The 19,072-nt window shown below is 48.6% G+C and carries 18 protein-coding genes, 1 pseudogene and 1 riboswitch; of the genes and pseudogenes, 16 read left to right on the top strand and 3 right to left on the bottom strand.

The annotated features are described in order from the left end of the window. The first annotated feature begins 48 nt into the window (after nucleotides 1-48). On the top strand, nucleotides 49-858 hold the full coding sequence (locus ESP131_RS13040; RefSeq protein WP_069940840.1) for a GNAT family N-acetyltransferase: 810 nt from the start codon (nucleotides 49-51) through the stop codon (nucleotides 856-858). Nucleotides 859-966: 108 nt separating this feature from the next. Here the strand turns inward: ESP131_RS13040 and ESP131_RS13035 are convergent, their stop codons facing one another. Together ESP131_RS13035 and ESP131_RS13030 are read right to left on the bottom strand one after the other, a co-directional pair. Next, entirely contained in the window at nucleotides 967-1,938 is a 972-nt protein-coding gene (locus ESP131_RS13035) for a zinc-binding dehydrogenase (RefSeq protein ID WP_069940839.1), read from the bottom strand. A gap of 2 nt (nucleotides 1,939-1,940) precedes the next feature. Continuing rightward, nucleotides 1,941-2,432, bottom strand: coding sequence for a lactoylglutathione lyase family protein (locus ESP131_RS13030; RefSeq protein ID WP_023468778.1), 492 nt, complete (start codon nucleotides 2,430-2,432; stop codon nucleotides 1,941-1,943). Nucleotides 2,433-2,536: 104 nt separating this feature from the next. On the opposite strand from ESP131_RS13030, the gene ESP131_RS13025 reads away from it, so the two are divergent. The 4 genes from ESP131_RS13025 (at nucleotide 2,537) to ESP131_RS13010 (ending at nucleotide 5,576) form a co-directional block, all read left to right on the top strand. Then, on the top strand, nucleotides 2,537-2,851 hold the full coding sequence (locus tag ESP131_RS13025; RefSeq protein WP_023468777.1) for a winged helix-turn-helix transcriptional regulator: 315 nt from the start codon (nucleotides 2,537-2,539) through the stop codon (nucleotides 2,849-2,851). 19 nt (nucleotides 2,852-2,870) lie between these two features. Further along, complete coding sequence (locus tag ESP131_RS13020; RefSeq protein WP_029342118.1) at nucleotides 2,871-3,560, top strand: metal-dependent hydrolase; 690 nt, start codon at nucleotides 2,871-2,873, stop codon at nucleotides 3,558-3,560. Between the two features lie 205 nt (nucleotides 3,561-3,765). Continuing rightward, on the top strand, nucleotides 3,766-4,668 hold the full coding sequence (locus tag ESP131_RS13015; protein ID WP_029342117.1) for a DUF4097 family beta strand repeat-containing protein: 903 nt from the start codon (nucleotides 3,766-3,768) through the stop codon (nucleotides 4,666-4,668). Further along, nucleotides 4,665-5,576, top strand: a complete 912-nt coding sequence (locus ESP131_RS13010) for an FUSC family protein (protein WP_029342116.1) — start codon at nucleotides 4,665-4,667, stop codon at nucleotides 5,574-5,576. The genes ESP131_RS13015 and ESP131_RS13010 overlap by 4 nt, the downstream gene beginning before the upstream one ends. Nucleotides 5,577-5,639: 63 nt before the next feature. On the opposite strand, the gene ESP131_RS13005 is transcribed toward ESP131_RS13010, so the two are convergent. Further along, a complete protein-coding gene (locus tag ESP131_RS13005) occupies nucleotides 5,640-7,331 on the bottom strand; it encodes an Rqc2 family fibronectin-binding protein (RefSeq protein ID WP_029342115.1) in 1,692 nt (563 codons plus the stop codon). 168 nt (nucleotides 7,332-7,499) lie between these two features. On the opposite strand from ESP131_RS13005, the gene gmk reads away from it, so the two are divergent. The 11 genes and pseudogenes from gmk to rpe all read left to right on the top strand — a co-directional run bounded on the left by gmk (nucleotide 7,500) and on the right by rpe (nucleotide 18,890). Next, a complete protein-coding gene (gmk, locus tag ESP131_RS13000) occupies nucleotides 7,500-8,117 on the top strand; it encodes a guanylate kinase (RefSeq protein WP_174316772.1) in 618 nt (205 codons plus the stop codon). 1 nt (nucleotide 8,118) lies between these two features. Next, entirely contained in the window at nucleotides 8,119-8,322 is a 204-nt protein-coding gene (gene rpoZ, locus ESP131_RS12995; RefSeq protein WP_029342114.1) for a DNA-directed RNA polymerase subunit omega, read from the top strand. A 56-nt stretch (nucleotides 8,323-8,378) separates the two neighbouring features. Continuing rightward, a complete protein-coding gene (gene coaBC, locus ESP131_RS12990) occupies nucleotides 8,379-9,569 on the top strand; it encodes a bifunctional phosphopantothenoylcysteine decarboxylase/phosphopantothenate--cysteine ligase CoaBC (protein WP_029342113.1) in 1,191 nt (396 codons plus the stop codon). Then, nucleotides 9,566-11,890 carry a primosomal protein N' gene (priA, locus tag ESP131_RS12985; RefSeq protein WP_069940838.1) on the top strand — a complete coding sequence of 775 codons (2,325 nt, stop codon included), beginning with the start codon at nucleotides 9,566-9,568 and terminating at the stop codon, nucleotides 11,888-11,890. The genes coaBC and priA overlap by 4 nt, the downstream gene beginning before the upstream one ends. Nucleotides 11,891-11,899: 9 nt before the next feature. Then, nucleotides 11,900-12,337, top strand: a pseudogene (gene def / locus ESP131_RS17050) (peptide deformylase); the annotation flags it as partial. Between the two features lie 24 nt (nucleotides 12,338-12,361). Further along, entirely contained in the window at nucleotides 12,362-13,282 is a 921-nt protein-coding gene (gene fmt / locus ESP131_RS12980) for a methionyl-tRNA formyltransferase (RefSeq protein ID WP_335583352.1), read from the top strand. Further along, complete coding sequence (gene rsmB, locus ESP131_RS12975; protein ID WP_069940837.1) at nucleotides 13,279-14,610, top strand: 16S rRNA (cytosine(967)-C(5))-methyltransferase RsmB; 1,332 nt, start codon at nucleotides 13,279-13,281, stop codon at nucleotides 14,608-14,610. Before fmt ends, rsmB begins: the two co-directional genes overlap by 4 nt. Before the next feature lie 18 nt (nucleotides 14,611-14,628). Further along, nucleotides 14,629-15,363, top strand: a complete 735-nt coding sequence (locus ESP131_RS12970) for a Stp1/IreP family PP2C-type Ser/Thr phosphatase (RefSeq protein ID WP_029342109.1) — start codon at nucleotides 14,629-14,631, stop codon at nucleotides 15,361-15,363. 2 nt (nucleotides 15,364-15,365) lie between these two features. Beyond that, nucleotides 15,366-17,300 carry a Stk1 family PASTA domain-containing Ser/Thr kinase gene (gene pknB / locus ESP131_RS12965; protein ID WP_029342108.1) on the top strand — a complete coding sequence of 645 codons (1,935 nt, stop codon included), beginning with the start codon at nucleotides 15,366-15,368 and terminating at the stop codon, nucleotides 17,298-17,300. 25 nt (nucleotides 17,301-17,325) lie between these two features. Next, entirely contained in the window at nucleotides 17,326-18,231 is a 906-nt protein-coding gene (gene rsgA / locus ESP131_RS12960) for a ribosome small subunit-dependent GTPase A (protein ID WP_029342107.1), read from the top strand. A 2-nt stretch (nucleotides 18,232-18,233) separates the two neighbouring features. Then, the gene (rpe, locus tag ESP131_RS12955; protein ID WP_029342106.1) at nucleotides 18,234-18,890 is read left to right on the top strand and encodes a ribulose-phosphate 3-epimerase; all 657 of its coding nucleotides are present in this window, start codon (nucleotides 18,234-18,236) and stop codon (nucleotides 18,888-18,890) included. Nucleotides 18,891-18,912: 22 nt separating this feature from the next. Further along, nucleotides 18,913-19,022: riboswitch (TPP riboswitch) on the top strand. Nucleotides 19,023-19,072: the final 50 nt, after the last annotated feature.

Below are 19,072 nucleotides of genomic sequence, written 5' to 3'. Positions count from 1 at the left end.
TCTCGTGTGAGATTTGGTACACTAGAAAAATAAAGGAGGTCGTCGACTATGGTGACGCATTATCGTGATTATGAACAGTTCAAAAAGGTCGTCCTCCCGTTTTTGCTTGAACGTCCGGATACCCATCAGTTGATTCTTGGCATATTAGAACGTGGGGATGAACCGCTCTTGATGGCAACGGCACAAGAAGGCGATCATCGTCTCGTCATATTGCAAACGATACCCGAGCAAGCCATCGTCGCTGGGGATGTGTTCTCGCAAGAAGGGATCCGAAAGCTTGCGCGAATTCTGGACAGTCCAGGATTCGTCGGAGAACAGGTCATCTTAGCACCGCTTTTACTTCCACATTCCATGTATGAGGTACATATGGAACAGGGGATGTATGCACTGACGAAGGTCAAGATGCCAGATGTTCCGGAAAACGTCGTCTTCCGACCGATTTCGGACGATGAAAGACAACAAGCCTTAGCGTTTGCGTCCGGATTTTTATATGAAGTCGAACCGCGTCCTTCCGAGCGACAGCTTGCACAACTCCATCAGTCGATGACGCGCCACATCCATCAAGGAAGCTTGTTCGGACTGTTTAGTGGAGATATGCTTGTCGCAATGGCGGCAGCGACGCGTCCGACACAAACTGGGATTACGATTTCTTACGTCTATACGCCGAAAGAACTGCGTGGAAATGGGTATGCCTCTTATCTCGTCGCCAAACTATCTGAACATCTACTACAGTCTTATCCGGTCGTGACGCTCTATACCGATTGGTCGAACCAGACAGCGAATAAGATCTATCAGCATGTCGGTTTCGAGTTGGTCGGACGATCCTTACATATCAAGAAACAAGAGCGCTATCGGTGAATATCGAGCCGCCTGTATCTTGGACATGGCTAGACATTGATATGTACAAAAACAGCCGATCATCCTTTTATAAAATAGGATGATCGGCTGTTTCATGTCAAAATGAAATTAATTGAATGTAGCAATGATTTTACCACGGACGTGGCGTTCAGATAGACGTTGCAATCCTTTGACGATGTCTGCTGCTGGAATCTCTTCCGTGACGAGTGGATCGAGTTCTTTTGTTGCGACGAGTTTTAATAACTCGCTTGCCATATGACTGAGGTTTCGGATCGCACGGTCATCTTCGCTGGCATAAGCAGCCGCGAGTGCCACTTCATGGATTGATGGAGAGAGCGTGAACGGTTTGACGACTGACTGATCAGGACCACCGGCGATGAAGGCAAGTTGTCCTGAGAAAGCAAGACGTCCGAGATCTGCTGTTGCTTCGTCACGACCGACTGTATTGAAAATCAAGTCAGCACCGCGACCGTTCGTCCAATCTCGAATGACATCCGTGACATTTTCTTTTTTATAGTCAATGGCAAGATCGGCACCGAGTCGCTTGACCCACTCATGGTTTTCCGTCGAAGCAGTCGTTGCGACCGAAAGACCAAGGCGTTTCGCGAGTTGAATGCCGATGCCACCAACACCACCTGCACCAGCATGAATGAGGATCGTCTCTTTTCCTGTCGTGTTCATCTTTTGGACGATAGCTTCATAAGCTGTCATACCTGCGCAAAGAATCGCAGCGGCTTCAGCGAATGAGACGTCTTCCGGAATCAGGGCGAGGGCACGTGTATCGACGAGCGCATATTCAGCAAAAGCACCATCGCGTTGCAGGTTCGTATGAATCGCTACACGATCCCCGACTTTTACTTCTGCGCCTGGTCCGATTTGTTCGACGACACCGGCTAGGTCAACGCCCGGAATATGCGGGAACGTCCAAGCTGGATTGTTGGTCGCTTTATAATCGACGGGATTCAACGCGACGGTCTTGACGCGAATCAAAGCTTGTCCTTCTCCTGGCGTTGGCGTTTCGACCTCTTCGAATGTCCATTGATCAATGGCTGTACCTGAGTGATTTAACCATGCTTTCATGTTTAATACGCTCCTTCCGAATACGTGAGTTCATACGAGTGAGAGTAGATTTCGACGAGGTTACCGAATGGATCCTCACAGTAGACCATCCGATACGGCTTGTCTCCAGGGTAGTATTCGCGGATCGGCATCCGTTGTTTGCCGCCGTGGGCGACGATTTTTTCGACGAGTCCTTCGACGTCTGGGTCTTGGATCGCATAATGGAAGATCCCTGTTTTCCAGAATTCGAAATTGTTCTCGGGTTGTTCATTGTTCGGGAACTCGAACAACTCGATTCCGATACGGTCACCTGTCGCCATGTGAGCAATCCGGAATTTGTTCCATCCTGCACCAAAGACATCCGTACACATGACACCGATGGCAGAATCATCTTCGAGGACATCAGATGGTTCCATGATGATATACCAGCCCATCACCTCTTGATAAAAACGGACGGCTTCGTCGAGATTCGGTACAGAAAGACCGATGTGCGAAAAATTACGTGGATACGTCATGCTTAACACTCCTTTTGCAAAATGATTTACGCATACTCTAACTTACGCTACACTCGATTGCATAGTACGCACTTTGAAGTAACTACTCTGGAGGAGAGAACAACATGTCGACAGAACAATTTCCGGTCAATCGGGCGCTCGCCATCATCGGCGGAAAATGGCGTCCACAATTATATTGCACGTTAGAGAACGGTCCGAAACGTTTTTTAGAGTTACAACGTGCCATTCCCGGGATTTCTCGGAAAGTCTTGACTGATCAGTTAAAAGAACTCGAACGTCTCGGAATGATTGAGCGGATTGAGTATGATGAAGCCGTCTTACACGTCGAATACAAATTGACAGAAGCGGCATTTACACTGCAACCAGCCATGAAAGGTTTATGCGCATGGGGGGAAGGGAATCAATTATCCGAATCCTAATCGAGAGGCAGTGAACTAGATGAAGCTAACTTATCATGGACAGTCAACAGTAACGATTGAAACGAATGGTCACCATCTCGTCATCGATCCATTCTTTAGCGGTAATGAAAAAGCGACGACGAATCCAGATGACGTCAAGGCAGATTTTATTTTGCTAACCCATGCCCATGCCGATCATATGCTTGATGCAGAGCGAATCGCGAAAGCCACGGGAGCAACAATCATTGCTACTCATGAACTGGCGACGTATCTAAGTTTCAAAGGGCTCAACGTTCATCCGATGAATCTCGGCGGACAGTTTGAATTTTCGTTTGGTAAGGTGAAGATGACACAGGCATTCCACTCGTCGAGCATCATCGATGAGGAAAAACAGACGATTACGTATATGGGGATGCCGGCTGGATTCTTGCTGACGATCGAAGGGAAAGAAATCTATCATGCAGGCGATACGGCACTGTTCGGGGATTTAGCCCTTTATGGCGCCCATCACGAAATCGATTTAGCCTTCTTACCGATCGGTGATAACTTCACGATGGGTCCGGATGATGCGTTGATCGCTGCAGATATGTTGCAAGCGAAAGCAGTCGTACCGATCCACTACGATACATTTGATTTAATCAAACAAGATGCCAACGCATTCTGTGAAAAGATTGAAGCGCAAGGTCAAACGGGTCATCCACTCGCAATCGGCGAGTCACTCGAATTATAATCCGTTCTTAAGCAAAGGAGAGGAAACGTCAATGTTCCTCTCCTTTTTGTCGATTATTCTTCTGGAATGTCAGTGGTTCATCCGATGACGCTTCCTTCTTCCGCCCGATGGCGAAACGGTGAACTTCTTCTATGATAAGAAGGGGGCTGTTGACAGCCGATTCAGATATTCGGAATAATGGTAGACATGAGATGGAGGGGCTGACATGGAAGAGCATAATAGTAGGAGTGTGCGGAAACGAAAACAATCGTCGTTCACACGCTTGAAAAATAAACAAAAACAAAAGATGGATGCACGGTTGAATCGGATTGGAGAAAAAGGGCCAGTGAAGCGACCGCTTTATTTATACGGTGGTGTCATTCTCGGACTTGTCCTCATCTATTCGATCACATTGCTCGTCTCAACGGAATTGTTATCGCGCGGCGAAACATTCAAAACGACGAATCGCTATAAATCTCTCGCCATCGAGGCGCCGCACGCAACGGTACAATTCGTTCGAAGCACAGACGGAAACGTCCAAATCAAACTCGTCGATAGTGCGTCGAGTGGAAAACGACTGAAAATCAGTACATCGACGAATACGGTGACGGTGACAGGACGAGATGGTTGGCTGTCTCGACTTGGCAATCGTCCGAGCGAAAAAACAGCAGACTACACGATTCAAGTGGGATTACCAAGTTATATGAACCGTGTCGATGTCGATGCCGGTACACTGAAAGGAATGGGCATCTACGCAAAAACGATCGAGATGGACGGAGAAGCGATGAGTCTCGATAAAGTAAAAGGTGATGAGATTACACTGAATGCAACACGTGCGATTACCGTCAAGGAAATGGATGCCGTCCATGCGCAGGTGACAGGCGAGAGTGTCTCTCTATCAGACTACATGGCGAAGTTGAGTCTCGACGTCACAACGATTGACGGCGCGACAAAGCTAAAACCAAACAAAGCAGCCGGTACGATTACGATTGACACGGGAGGCGATGTTAAAGCCTCTGACCGATATACAAAACAAAAGAATAAGGATGAGACGATTTATGAACTGTCGAAACAAGAAAAACCGGAAGTGACAGTCAATAGTGAAGTCGGGCAGGTGACGCTCGAGTGAAATTAAAGTTTCGGATTGGACTTCGGACGATCAAGACCGGCATCGCGGTAGCTCTTGCCCTCAGCATCTCTTGGTATGTCTTCGGTATTTATTCAGGCATGGGAGCCGTCGCGGCAATCGTTGCGATGCAACCGACGATTCATCGGTCGTTCAAAATCGTCTTCAATCGGATTTTCGGAACGGTACTTGGACTGATGTGTGGACTCGCCATCGTTGCGACACTTGGCGCCAATCCACTGACGATCGGACTCGCCGTCGTTGTCTCGCTCGTCCTCAATTCGATGATTGGACGAACGGATATGTCGACGTTCGCCGCTTTTGCAATTGTGTTGATGTTCGAGAGCCCGACCGCCGACTACGTCCACTATGCCTTATCACGGTCGTTGCTGACTGTCGTTGGGGTATTATCTGCTGTCCTCGTCAATTACATCGTCTTCCCACCACATTATGAAGACCGCTTACTGTTACTCGTCAAAAAAACGACGCAACAGTTGATGGAAGATTGGCGCAGCCTTGTGCAAGATGATGGACGCTTGCTTACTGTCCGTAAACAAATTCTCAAGCATGAGGAAATGATGTTGATGCTCCAAGAAGATCAAAAATATCCACTAGTGGCGAGCGGTCAAAGTGAAGCGTTCATTCGACTGAAGGAGCTTGTCGATCTTGAAGACAAGTTGCTCGTCTTGCTTGAAAGCATTGCCAGTCATCGGGATATCCCGATGACAGAAGAACAGGAAAAGACGCTCGGTCAGGAAATTGATTTCTTACTCAGCCATCATTACGATGTCATCTTCTCCCACGAACGAAAACAAGCGATGTTCTCATTCGATCAAGAATTAAGCGAGGCGAAGGATATCATCCATGGGCATTTGCTCGATTACCGGGAACAGTTAGAAAAAATGAAGTAACGATGAAAAAGCGCTGTTTCTCCTAAGTAATATTTAGGAAAAACAGCGCTTTTTTGTGTAGCGTCATTGACGTAAGGATTGGACGACATCTGGATCAGGTGTGACGTAAAGAGTCGTTTGATCCGTATAGATGACGAATCCGGGTTTTGCACCACTCGGTTTTTTGACATAACGTAGTTCCGTGAAGTCGACCGGGACTTGGCTCGACTCACGTGCTTTCGAGAAATAAGCCGCGACAATCGCTGCTTCCTTCAACGTCGTCTCGTCAGGTGTATCACTTTGAATGATGACGTGCGATCCCGGGATATCCTTCGTGTGTAGCCACGTATCGGACCGTCGACCGAACTTGAACGTCGCGTAATCATTTTGTTTATTGTTCTTTCCGACGAAGAATGGAAGACCAGTCGAAGAACGGTATGCTTCGAGTTGTGGGAGCTGTGGTTTCTTTTTCTTCTTTTGTCGTTCGCGCAGATAACCTTCTTCGACGAGTTCCTCGCGCATTTCCCGAATGTCTTCCGGGGACGCGACGTCGAGCTGTGCAAGCAAACCTTCAAAATATGCAATCTCAGCTTGGTTCTTCTCGAGCTGACGCGCGACTTCGACTTTGGCGGTTTTTAATTTGTTATACCGTTTGTAGTAACGTTGCGCGTTCTCATTCGGTGAAAAGCGAGGGTCGAGCGAAATCGTGATCTCAGCGCCGTCTGGGTCATAGTAATCGACGACTGTCGCTTCCTTCATCCCACGTTCGAGCTGATACAGATAGGTCGTCAGTAATTCCCCTTTATGTTTCCACTCATCCATCCGTAGCGTCGCTTCTAAATCTTTTTCGAGTTTCGAGCGTTTTAGAATATTTTTATCATATTCACTCTTGATGAACCGTTCGAGATCAGCTGCTTGTTGTTTGACGCGATCGCGGTTCGCTTTTTGATGGAAGAAGGCATCGAGGACTTGACCACTCGTCTCGAACATCTTTTCATCGATGATGGATCCTTCCGTTAAGCGGACGGGGGCGAAGCGTTCCTTACCACCCTCCATCCGTTGTAAGACATAAGGACCATCGAGTTCCTTCAGGACATCTTGAAAAGCAGATGCAAGATTTGTCCGGTTGGCAAGACCTGCCCGTGTCACGATCTCTTTTGCGATTTGCGGGGATAGACCACTGAACAGACCAAGTAACTGGCGATCGAGTTTCCCGGCGTTCCAGTCGATCCGGTGAAGCGCCTTTTCGATATCTCCTGTAAGCGGATCAACTTTATCCTGTGCTGGTGGAAGTTGATAAGTCATGCCCGGCATGATCGTCCGGAAGGTATTTTGACTGAGGGGCAAGTGTTTGATCGCATCGAGGATCTTATCTTGTCCATCGGTCAAAATGATGTTCGAGTGACGTCCCATCAACTCGACATAGATTTTTTTCGCTTCCTCATCACCGAGTTCGTTCCGTGACCGGACGCGTAAGACGATGATCCGGTCGCGTTCGAGTTGTTCGATTGATTCGATGAATCCGCCTTCGACATGTTTGCGGAGCATCATGCAGAAGAGTGGGGGTTCACTCGGGTTGCTGACTGCTTCCGACGTAATGTGCATCCGTGCATACATGGCATTCGCAGAGGCGAGCAATAGTACGTTTTTTCGCTCGGCCCGGACCTGGAATACTAAATCCAATGTGTAAGGTTGGTATACCTTGTTGATCCGTCCTCCGACGAGCGGTTGGAGTTCTTCGACGACACGTGTCGTCATCAATCCGTCAAAAGCCATACGATTACCTTCTTTCTTGATTTCGTTCTCACTTTCTAAAGGTAACAGAAATGGCATCGTTATGGTATGATAAAGCAGTCGAGCTAAAAAAGATGACTTGCGAACTTCCCGTCTCTACTGCTAATATGAAACAATGTGAAGTTTGTGAGATGGAGGGGTTTTGAAGTGATTTTCAAAGAGCGTGGCTTATTACTCGTATTATCTGGTCCAAGTGGTGTCGGAAAGGGAACGGTCTGTCGTGCCTTGCGCGAAGATCAGGATAATGATCTGCATTACTCGGTATCCTGTACGACGCGCCAACCGCGCGAAGGAGAAGTAGATGGTGTTCACTATTTCTTTAAATCGCGTGAAGAATTCGAAGAGATGATTGCGAACAATCAACTCTTGGAATATGCTGAATTCGTAGGGAATTATTATGGAACACCTGTCGAGTGGGTGAACCAGATCCTAGATGAAGGAAAAGATGTCATTCTCGAAATCGAAGTTCAAGGGGCCATGCAGGTCAAAGAACATTTTCCGGAAGCTGTCTTCTTATTCCTTGCACCTCCAAGCCTCCAAGAATTGCGGAACCGCCTCGTAGGGCGTGGAACGGAATCGGAGGAAGTCATCAAGCAACGTCTTCTCGTCGCTAAGGAAGAGATCGAGATGATGGATGCGTATGACTATGTCGTGACGAACGACGAAATTCATAAAGCCTGTGATCGAATTCAAGCGATCGTCACAGCGGAACATTGCAGTCGGGAACGTGTCGCGTCCCTATATAAAAAAGCCATGGAGGTTAAGTGATATGTTATATCCATCAGTTGATAAGCTTCAAAAGAAAGTACCGTCGAAATATACGATCGTTACAGTTGCCGCTAAGCGTGCACGTCAAATCCAAGACGGGAAACGCGTGAAAGTCACGAACCCAAAATCGCATAAACCGGTCGGGAAAGCTTTAGAAGAGCTTTATTTCGAAGAAGTATCCGTCACGAACCAACCGCAAGACTAATTTTGAAGCAGCCACTTGTCATCGTGGCTGTTTTTTTCAATAAGGAGGACACCTACATGTTAACCAACCGAAACATTCTACTGTGTGTCGGCGGTGGAATCGCTTCCTATAAATCAGCAGCACTCGCTTCAAAACTCGTTCAAGCAGGGGCACACGTCCAAGTTGCAATGACGCGTAATGCACAACAATTCGTCGGTAAGACGACGTTTGAAGCACTGACGCGAAAAGCGGTCTATGATGATGTCTTCATCGAGCATGATCCGTCAAAGATCGCCCATATCGATTTAGCGGACGAAGCGGACTTAATCGTCGTCGCACCAGCGACAGCGAACTTGATCGCAAAACTCGCACACGGGATCGCAGATGACTTCATTACGACAACGATCCTCGCCGCGACGTGTCCCGTCATCGTCGCACCGGCGATGAATGTCAACATGCTCGAACATCCGGCGACAGTCCGCAATATCGAACAACTCAAGCAGGATGGTGTCCAGGTGATTGCACCGGGAGTCGGAAATCTCGCATGTGGTTGGGTCGGGAAAGGTCGTTTACCTGAACCGGAAGACTTAGTCGCAACACTCTCAACGTTCTTTGAAGATAAGTATTTAGCCGGGCGAAAAGTCTTGATCAGTGCAGGTCCGACAGTTGAACGGATTGATCCGGTCCGTTACTTGACGAATGACTCTTCAGGAAAGACGGGAATTGCACTTGCGGAAGCAGCGAGAGACGCAGGAGCAGATGTCACGCTCGTCCATGGACCCCTTCGGATCGGATTACCGACCGGCATATCGACGATTGCCGTTGAGTCGGGAGAAGAGATGCTCGAAGCCATGTTACGTGATTATGAGACGCAAGACATCGTCATCATGTCCGCTGCCGTAGCTGACTATCGACCGTCTGTCCAGTACGATCAGAAGCAAAAGAAAATTCACGGACCATTGCGGATTGAACTCGAGGAGACGACGGATATTCTGAAGACGCTCGGTGAGCAGAAACAACACCAACTATTAGTCGGATTTGCAGCGGAGACGACGGATGTCGAGACGTTCGCGAAACAGAAACTCATCCGAAAGAAGGCGGATTTCATCGTCGCGAATGATGTCTCTCGTTCTGACATCGGATTTGTCAGCGACGAAAACGAGGTTGTCGTCTTCGGGAAGAATGATTCCGTCACGCGATACGATCAACAATTGAAATCGACGCTCGCTAAATCGCTCATGCGCCAATTTGCGGAGGCATTGGCATGATAGCCGAAGTCATCGTCGATGTCGCAGCGGCCACCGTTGATCGTCCGTTTGATTACGCCGTGCCGAAACTCTGGCAAGAGTTGATCGTTCCCGGGATGCGCGTCGAGGTACCATTCGGTCCACGGGCGTTGCTTGGAATCGTCGTTGGAACAAAAGCTACGTCTGATCTGACGAACGTCAAATCAATCGTTCGTGTTCTCGATGAGACCCCGACCTATACGGAAGAATTACTCGAGTTGTCGGCGTATTTATCAGAAACGACCTTGTGTTTTCAGGCGACGGCGTTGCTTGCGATGCTGCCGGCTGCCTTAAAGGTGAGTTATGATAAACTGGTCATAGTCGAGTCGGGCCCACTTCGGGCATATCATGGTAAGAAAATGAGTCAATTACCAACGGAAGTCCAACAAATCATTTTAACAGCGGCGAAACAAGCTGATGTGACGCTTCAACCGGTCATTCGCGAGAAAAAGACGTCTAAAACCGATAAACGGATTCGTCTCCTCGAGGAGCAAGCAACCTTTACAAAACAAGCGAGCCAACAAGCGGCACTTTATGCGTATATCCAAGAATTTCCGAATGCGTTGTGGAGTGAAATCAAGCAGGCGACGGGCGCAACGAGCGCGACGTTGAACGCCCTCGATAAAAAGGGCATCGTTCAAGTCGAGACGATCGATGTGCGGCGAAATCCTTACGAGCATCTCGTCCAAGATATCTTTGTGCCGTCTTCTTTGACGGAAAAGCAACAGGAAGCCGTCTCGGCGATCACGGCTGAAGCGGAGACCGGAACGTTCTTGTTACATGGCGTAACAGGAAGTGGTAAGACGGAAGTCTATCTTGAATCGATTCATGCACAACTCGAACGCGGTAGACAAGCGATCTTGCTCGTTCCTGAAATCAGTCTGACGCCGATGATGGTCAAACGCTTCAAACGTCGTTTCGGAGAACGGGTCGCTGTCTTGCATAGCGGTCTATCGCTTGGAGAAAAGTATGATGAGTGGCGCAAAATCGCCCAAGGCGAGGTTGATGTCGTTGTCGGTGCACGGTCCGCCGTGTTTGCGCCGCTGACGAATATCGGAATCATTATTCTCGATGAAGAACATGAAACAACCTATAAACAAGAAGAGAATCCGCGTTATCATACGCGCGATGTCGCGAAGTGGCGGGCGGCTTATCATCGTTGTCCCGTCGTGCTCGGAAGTGCAACACCGTTACTCGAAACGTATGCGCGGGCACAAAAAGGGGTTTATCATTACTTACCGCTTCGTGAACGATTTGGTGGGGAATTACCGCCTGTCGACATCGTTGATATGCGTAAAGAGCTTGAACGAGGCAATCGTACTCCGTTCAGTCTTGCACTCATCGAAGGCATCAAAGAACGAATCGAGCGCGGCGAACAGACGGTCTTGCTTTTGAACCGTCGTGGGTACACGACATTCGTCTTATGTCGGGATTGCGGTGAGACGTTGCAATGTCCACATTGTGCCGTTAATTTAACGTATCATCAGCACGAAGATCGCTTGAAGTGCCACTATTGTGGATTCGAGGCAGCGATGCCGAAAACTTGTCCGTCCTGTGAATCTACGAAGATTCGTCAGTTCGGAACGGGGACGCAAAAGATCGAGGAAGAGTTGGCGCATTTGATTCCGGAAGCGCGCATTATCCGGATGGATCAGGATACGACGTCTCGTAAAGGTGCACATGAGAAGTTACTCGATGCCTTCGAGCGTAAGGAAGGGAACATTCTTCTCGGGACACAGATGATCGCCAAAGGTCTCGACTTTCCAAATGTCACGCTCGTAGGGGTGCTCGCTGCCGATGCGACGCTCGGTATTCCGGATTTTCGGGCAAGTGAGCGAACGTTCCAGTTGATCACGCAAGTGTCGGGTCGTGCCGGGCGGGGGCAACTCGCCGGACAGTCGATCATCCAGACCTATAATCCGGAGCACTACGTCATTCAGACGGCAAAACAGCATGATTTCGAAACGTTCTATAAGCGCGAGATGCAGTTGCGCAAACTCGGGGGACACCCTCCATTCTGGTTCCTTGGTTTAATCACGGTCTCAGCGACACATCCACTCGAAGCACAAGCAGAAGCGCAACAGATTGCTTCCGAGCTGCGGGCTTTCGAATCCGAGGACTTAGTCGTCAATGGACCGTTCGATGCGCCACTTGCTCGACTGAAGAATATGTACCGACAACAGATCTTAATTAAACATAAAGGGCAGGAAGATGTCCGGACACATCTCCGTGATATCTTAGCCCGTCGTCAAAAGTCAAAAACACAAGTCGCGATCGACTTGAATCCATTTGTATTCATGTGAGGTGTCTGTATGTATAAAGTAGTAGAAGTACCTAATGACGTATTACGACAGGTGTGTGAACCTGTCACGAAGTTCGATAAAAAACTTGGTAAGATGATCGACCGGATGTTCGATACGATGTATGAATATGATGGTGTCGGCTTAGCGGCACCGCAAATCAATCAACCGATCCGTGTAGCGGTCGTCCATACGGATGATGAGACAGGACCGATTGAGCTGATCAATCCGGAAATCATCGAAGCCGATGGTTCACAGATTGATGACGAAGGATGTCTCAGCATGCCAGGTGTTTTCGGACCGGTCGAACGGTTCGACCGCATCGTCGTCAAGTCGCAAGATCGTCTTGGACGGACGGTCAAAATCAAAGCAAACGGCTTTTTTGCACGTGCGATCCAGCACGAGATGGATCATTTAGACGGTGTCCTGTTCACGGATAAACTCGTCGAGCAAGAAAAGCCGCGCGTCGTCTTCATGGGGACGCCTGAATTTGCGGCAGGAACGCTACGTGAAGTCATCGATGCCGGGTATGACGTCGTCGGTGTCGTCTCACAACCAGATAAGCCGGTCGGACGAAAACGAGAAGTCAAACCGACACCAGTGAAACTCGTCGCGATGGAACACGATATTCCCGTGTTGCAACCGAAACGGATTCGTGAAGACTATCAGGACGTCCTTGATTTAAAACCAGATCTTATTATCACGGCAGCTTACGGTCAGATTGTACCGACAGCTATTTTGGAAGCACCACGTTTTGGGGCAATCAATGTCCATGCGTCACTCTTACCGAAATATCGTGGCGGTGCCCCGATTCATCAAGCAATCATTGATGGCGAAAAAGAGACGGGCGTGACGATCATGTATATGGTCGATCGACTTGACGCCGGTGATATGTTGTCAAAAATCATCGTTCCGATCGAAGAGAACGATACAGTCGGAACGATGTTCGAAAAATTAGCGGACGCAGGAGCGCGGCTGTTGCTTGAAACGTTGCCGCGTCTGTTAGCAGGTGAATTGACACCGGAAGCGCAAGTCGAGGCAGAAGCGACGTTTGCGCCGAATATCTCACGGGAACGGGAACGGCTTGATTTTACGTTATCGGGTGAGACACTCTATGATCAAATCCGAGGAATGAATCCTTTCCCGAGTACGTATACGATGCTTGGAAATGATCGTTTAAAAGTCTTTTTCGCAACGAAAGTCAAAGGAACGGGACGACCGGGTGAAATCATCGCTTTAGAAGCAGATGGTCCCGTCATCGCAACGGGTTCTGAAACAGCGTTGAAGCTGATCGACTTACAACCGTCCGGTAAAAAACGAATGGATGGTGCCACGTTCATGCGCGGGATCGGTCAATCGCTTGAACTCGGACAACAAGTAGGTGAGAACGCATGAATGTACGCGACGCAGCAGTAACGACACTGATGAAAATCGGTCAAGGTGGTGCCTTCTCGACAATCACCGTTCACCAGATGCTTGAAAAGCGTGCTATCTCAGCGTCAGATGTCGGTTTGTTCACGGAACTTGTCTACGGAACGCTTAGTCGTGAGTTGACGCTTGATTACATTTTGGAGCCATATTTAGCAAAACAGAAAAAACTTGATCCGTTCATGCGTCCGTTGTTACGGATGAGTGTGTATCAGTTGTTTTATCTTGATCGTGTACCGGATCATGCCGTCATCCATGAAGCTGTTGAGATTGCTAAAAAACGTGGAAAAGTCCATGTCTCGAAAGTCGTCAACGGAGTGCTCCGGAATGTATTTCGGGCGGGAATGCCTCATTTCGCTGAGATTGAGCCTGTTGCAAAACGGATCAGTATCGAAACGAGTCACCCGCAGTGGCTCGTCGAACGCTGGCTTGAACTGTTTGGTCCGGAAGAAACGCTTCAGATCTGTCAATTGAATAACACGCCTGCACCGGTCACGGTTCGTATCAATCGGACGAAGACGACGCGAGAGGAAGCGATCGAGCTTCTACTCGACCAAGGTGTGACGGCAAAACCATCTACGGTAGCGCCAGACGGTCTCGAAATCGAACGAGGAAGCGTTCAAAAAACCGATTTGATCAATCGCGGATACCTATCTTTGCAGGATGAGAGCTCGATGCTTGTCGCTCGTGCACTTGGTGCAGAAGCATCTGATCATGTACTCGACAGCTGTGCTGCACCTGGTGGGAAAGCGATGCACATTGCTGAAGGTTTGACGACGGGTACACTACAGGCACTTGATCTTCATCCACATAAGATTAAACTGATTGAACAGCAAGCGACACGATTAGGTCTTACGACTGTTCAAGCAGAAGCGTTAGATGCACGTAAAGCAGGGGAACGCTTTGAAGTAGAATCTTTTGATCGAATTCTTGTTGACGCACCTTGTTCAGGACTCGGTGTCATTCGGAGAAAACCAGATATCAAATGGACGAAACGTCCGGAACAGCTCGAGCAACTGCCGAAAATCCAACGAGATATTCTGACAGCTGTCTTACCACTCGTTAAAAAGGGTGGAACCTTCGTCTATTCGACTTGTACGATTGATCCGACAGAAAACGAGGAGCAGACAGCGTTCATTCTCGATCAAGGGTTCGATTTTGACACATCCTTCGCGGCACGCATGCCAGAATCCGTGCGACATCTGATCGGGGATCGAGCAGAACTCAAGTTGTTACCGACGACAGTTGGAACGGACGGCTTCTATATTGCCGCGTTTAAAAAACGAGAAGATTGACACGAACGGAGGACTGTCATGGAGTTAGCTCACCTTTCGACTACTGGGAAAGTCAGGACTAAAAATGAGGATACGGTATTACTCGTCGGGAACGCCGAACGTGGTCTTGCCGTCGTTGCGGATGGTATGGGAGGTCATGCTGCTGGCGATATCGCAAGTGCGATCGTTCGCGAGGTATTTGAAGCATCCTTTTCACTCATGCCAAATCGTCCGATGGAATTGTCTGAATGGATAGAACAACGTGTAGCCGAGGCGAATGCCCGGATTCTTCAGTTTTCAAAAGAAGAGCAACTTGCGATCGTCGGAACGACCATTGCCTGTGTGTGCTGGGTCGAGGATTTGCTCGTCATCGGTCATGTTGGAGATAGTAGAGTCTATGCCCTTGAAGGTACGGCGTTAAAACAATTGACGGACGATCATTCTTACGTCAACATGTTACGACAAATGGGGGAGCTTTCGGATGAGGAAGTCGAAAATCATCCACGTAAGAATGTCATCACACGGTCGGTCGGCTCGAACGAAACGGTCGAAGTCGACATTCAAGTCAGAGATGCTCCAGACTATGACCTCGTCCTCGTTTGTAGTGACGGATTGACCGATGAAGTACCAGATGATGTCATCGAACAGATCATCTTACAGGATGAGCCGCTTGATGAGATTGTCGGACGATTGGTGAAAGAAGCGAACGCTCGAGGAGGCGCGGATAATATTACGATTGCCGCCATCCGGTTCAAAGAAAGAAAGAGGGTCTGAATATGCGATACGGAGATCGATTAAATGACCGCTACCGCATAGAACGGCTAGTTGGAAGTGGCGGGATGGCGAATGTCTATCAAGCCTATGATGAGATTTTAAAGCGTCATGTTGCCATTAAGATTTTACGAACTGAATTTTCGCATGACGAACAATTCATTCGTCGATTCGAACGTGAAGCACATGCTGCTACCAGCTTGAATCATCCAAACATCGTTGCCGTCTATGATGTAGGCGAAGAAGATGCCATCTATTACATCGTCATGGAGTATATCGATGGTATGACATTAAAAACATTTTGTGAAAATCAAGCATTACCTGTGCCGCAGGCAGTTGATATCATCGCTCAAATTTGTGATGCAATCGATCACGCCCATGCACACCGGATTATCCATCGCGATATTAAACCGCAAAACATGTTGATTCGAGAAGATGGTACCGTCAAAGTAACGGATTTCGGAATTGCTGTGGCGATGTCGAATGCGACGCTGACGCATACGATGTCCGTTCTTGGGTCCGTGCATTACTTTTCACCGGAACAAGCAAAAGGTAAATTTGCGGATGAGAAGTCGGATATCTATTCACTTGGTGCTGTCTTATACGAACTTGTTACAGGACAAGTGCCGTTCGAAGGGGATTCACCGGTCGCGATTGCGCTGAAGCATCTGCAAGATACACCGCGTCGCCCATCCGTCTTGAATCCGAAAGTGCCACAAGCGCTTGAGAACTGTATCATGCAGGCGCTCGCGAAAGCACCGCATGACCGCCAACAGTCCGTCGCAGCCTTTAAGGCAGATATGGTGACGGCGTTGTCTGACGAACGGGCAAGTGAAGGCATTCGAGGTGCAGAAGAGGATGAGATGGAAAAGACGATGGTCTTGTCACCCGTCCAAGTGCCAGAAGAATCAAAAGCGGAACCAGAATCACCCGCCGTCACGACTGTTCAACCGAAAACACCGGAAAAGAAAAAGAAAAAACGCTGGTGGATCGTTCTCTTATTGCTCGTTTTACTCGGTGGAGCGGCTACGACGTTTGCGATGTGGCCGGATCCAACGGTCACCGTACCATCTGTCGTCAAGACAGATGGAGACGATGCGGAAACGAAGCTTGAGAAACTTGGATTCGTCGTCGAGACGACAGAACGAAATAGCGATACAGTCGATGAAGGCGATGTCATTAGTCAGACACCGCGTGAAAATGCACAAGTCAAAAAGGGTTCGACGGTCAACTTGGTCGTCTCTACAGGTAGTGCTCCGGTCGAAGTACCAGATGTGACAGATGACGCTGAAAAAGAGGCGATTGCAACATTAAAAGAGGCTGGATTCGCAAAAGTCGAGGTCGAACGTGAAAAGTCGGATGAAATTGCGCGAGGTAATGTTATCCGGCAATCGATCTCTGCTGGAACGGAAGTGATTGCAAAAGAACAGACGATTACGATCACTGTCTCGGAAGGAACGTCATCCTTTGAATTGAAAGACTTGACGAACTTATCGAGTGATGAAGCGAAAGCGTATCTCGATGAAATGGGTCTCGACGGTACGTTTGAACAAGAATTCTCGAGTGATGTCAAGCTCGATCAAGTCATCCGTCAATTCCCACAAGCAGGGGCACAAGTCGAACCAAACGACTCTGTGACCGTCTTCATCTCAAAAGGTGAGGAAGAAAAAACGGTGACGGCAACGTTCCCTGAAAAGGTCGTCTATGATGCGGTCAGCGAGAACGAGGACGAGGAACCACCGAAACAAGTCATACGGATTGAGACGGAAGACGCGAAAGGGAAGCGGACCGTCATCGAGGAATCGATTGATCAAGATGAGACATTCGACGTGCCGGTGACGATTGATCCAGGAGAAGAAGGAAAAATTACGATCTATAAAGACGATACGGTGTATCGTTCAAAAACCATCACGTACAATCAAGCAAAAGACGCACAATGAATGTGATGAAAAAGGAGTGCATAGGATGACGGAACAACGCATCGAAGAGAATCGAGAAGGAACGATCATACGTCTGCAGGGTGGCTTTTATGATGTCATGACACCAGAAGGAGAGGTCCGTTCACGGGCAAGAGGGAATTTCCGAAAACGCGGCATCAGTCCAGTCGTCGGAGACGAGGTCGTTCTTCATATCGAAAGTGAGACAGGATATATTCTCGAAGTGAAGGAGCGGGACAACTTTTTAGTACGCCCTCCAGTCGCGAATATCGACCAGGCATTGCTCGTCGTCTCGGCGGCAGAACCTGATTTTTCAGCGCACTTGCTCGACCGATTTCTCGTTTTGATCGAAGCGAAGGAAATTCAACCCGTCATCCTATTGACGAAGATGGATTTGCTGGACGATGTCAAAGGACCGGCTGTCCGAGAGGCGATTGCCGCTTACCGGAAGATTGGGTATACGGTCATCGAGACATCAAGTGAGACGTTGGCAGGTATTGAGCAAGTCCGTCCGTTACTTGCTGGAAAAACAAGCGTTCTCGCCGGACAATCCGGTGTCGGGAAAAGTTCATTGCTCAATGCACTGGAGCCCTCTCTTGATTTAGAAACAAGTGCCATCTCGAAATCACTCGGACGCGGACGTCATACGACTCGCCACGTCACATTGATGCCGCTTGCCGAAGGATTGATTGCCGATACGCCAGGTTTCTCGAACCTCGATTTTCCGTATGATATGGAAATCGAGGATGTACGGTGGAGTTTCCCTGAATTCGTGGCTGTACAAGATGATTGCAAATACCGAGGTTGCTTGCATTTGAATGAACCCGGTTGTGCCGTCAAGGAAGCCGTCGAAGCCCAAGAAATCATGTCCTCTCGTTATGAGAACTATGGTATGTTTATAGACGAAATCAAGAATCGAGCCCGGAGGTATTAAAGATGATTAAAATTGCACCATCTATTTTATCAGCAGATTTTGCGAATCTCGAACGCGATGTTAAAGCAGTCGAAGCAGCAGGCGCGGACTATATCCATTTTGATGTCATGGACGGTCAGTTCGTACCGAACATCTCATTTGGATTACCTGTGCTTAGCAGCTTACGTCAAAAGACGGATATGATTCTCGATGTCCATTTGATGATCGACCAGCCAGAACGTTTCGTCGAGGATTTCGTCAAAGCAGGGGCGGACATCGTGACGTTCCACGTCGAAGCGACGAATCATGTCCATCGTGTCTTGCAACAAATCAAAGCAGCGGGCGCAAAGGCAGGGGTCGTCTTGAATCCCCATACGCCATTATCAACGATTGAACACGTCCTTGAGGATGTCGATATGGTTTTATTGATGACGGTCAATCCGGGCTTCGGTGGACAAGCCTTTATCGAGCGTGTCATGCCGAAACTTGCAGCACTCGCGCAAATGAAAGCAGATCGTGGTCTGACATTTGAAATCGAGATTGACGGTGGCGTCAATCCGGAAACGGCAAAGCTTTGCATCGATAACGGTGCGAACGTTCTCGTCGCAGGATCAGCAATCTACAATGCACCAGATTATGCGGAAGCGATCACTAGCATTCGTCAAGGGGCTGCCGTATAATAAGAACGAGAAAACGAAATATGATGACCGCAAGGGGTGTCGCTTGAAAAGCGGCTGAGAGGAGTCTTTTAGACTTTAACCCTTCGAACCTGTTCCGTTCAAACGGACGTAGGGATGTGGCGCACGCAGGCAGTACGGCGTTCGTCGTACTGCCTTTTTGCGTCCTCTCGTACAATGAAGGA

It is taken from the genome of Exiguobacterium sp. U13-1, from assembly GCF_001750115.1.
GTDB lineage: Bacteria > Bacillota > Bacilli > Exiguobacteriales > Exiguobacteriaceae > Exiguobacterium_A > Exiguobacterium_A acetylicum.
The sequence above is the reverse complement of the archived record's forward strand: the minus strand, read 5'-3'. Positions and strand labels throughout refer to the sequence as shown.

Excerpts from the sequence above, each read along its gene's own strand:
- ESP131_RS13040 (WP_069940840.1), top strand. The coding sequence starts at position 49 with ATGGTGACGCATTATCGTGATTATGAACAGTTCAAAAAGGTCGTCCTC.
- ESP131_RS13035 (WP_069940839.1), bottom strand. The coding sequence starts at position 1,938 with ATGAAAGCATGGTTAAATCACTCAGGTACAGCCATTGATCAATGGACA.
- ESP131_RS13030 (WP_023468778.1), bottom strand. The coding sequence starts at position 2,432 with ATGACGTATCCACGTAATTTTTCGCACATCGGTCTTTCTGTACCGAAT.
- ESP131_RS13025 (WP_023468777.1), top strand. The coding sequence starts at position 2,537 with ATGTCGACAGAACAATTTCCGGTCAATCGGGCGCTCGCCATCATCGGC.
- ESP131_RS13020 (WP_029342118.1), top strand. The coding sequence starts at position 2,871 with ATGAAGCTAACTTATCATGGACAGTCAACAGTAACGATTGAAACGAAT.
- ESP131_RS13015 (WP_029342117.1), top strand. The coding sequence starts at position 3,766 with ATGGAAGAGCATAATAGTAGGAGTGTGCGGAAACGAAAACAATCGTCG.
- ESP131_RS13005 (WP_029342115.1), bottom strand. The coding sequence starts at position 7,331 with ATGGCTTTTGACGGATTGATGACGACACGTGTCGTCGAAGAACTCCAA.
- rpoZ (WP_029342114.1), top strand. The coding sequence starts at position 8,119 with ATGTTATATCCATCAGTTGATAAGCTTCAAAAGAAAGTACCGTCGAAA.
- coaBC (WP_029342113.1), top strand. The coding sequence starts at position 8,379 with ATGTTAACCAACCGAAACATTCTACTGTGTGTCGGCGGTGGAATCGCT.
- priA (WP_069940838.1), top strand. The coding sequence starts at position 9,566 with ATGATAGCCGAAGTCATCGTCGATGTCGCAGCGGCCACCGTTGATCGT.
- fmt (WP_335583352.1), top strand. The coding sequence starts at position 12,362 with ATGGGGACGCCTGAATTTGCGGCAGGAACGCTACGTGAAGTCATCGAT.
- rsmB (WP_069940837.1), top strand. The coding sequence starts at position 13,279 with ATGAATGTACGCGACGCAGCAGTAACGACACTGATGAAAATCGGTCAA.
- ESP131_RS12970 (WP_029342109.1), top strand. The coding sequence starts at position 14,629 with ATGGAGTTAGCTCACCTTTCGACTACTGGGAAAGTCAGGACTAAAAAT.
- pknB (WP_029342108.1), top strand. The coding sequence starts at position 15,366 with ATGCGATACGGAGATCGATTAAATGACCGCTACCGCATAGAACGGCTA.
- rsgA (WP_029342107.1), top strand. The coding sequence starts at position 17,326 with ATGACGGAACAACGCATCGAAGAGAATCGAGAAGGAACGATCATACGT.
- rpe (WP_029342106.1), top strand. The coding sequence starts at position 18,234 with ATGATTAAAATTGCACCATCTATTTTATCAGCAGATTTTGCGAATCTC.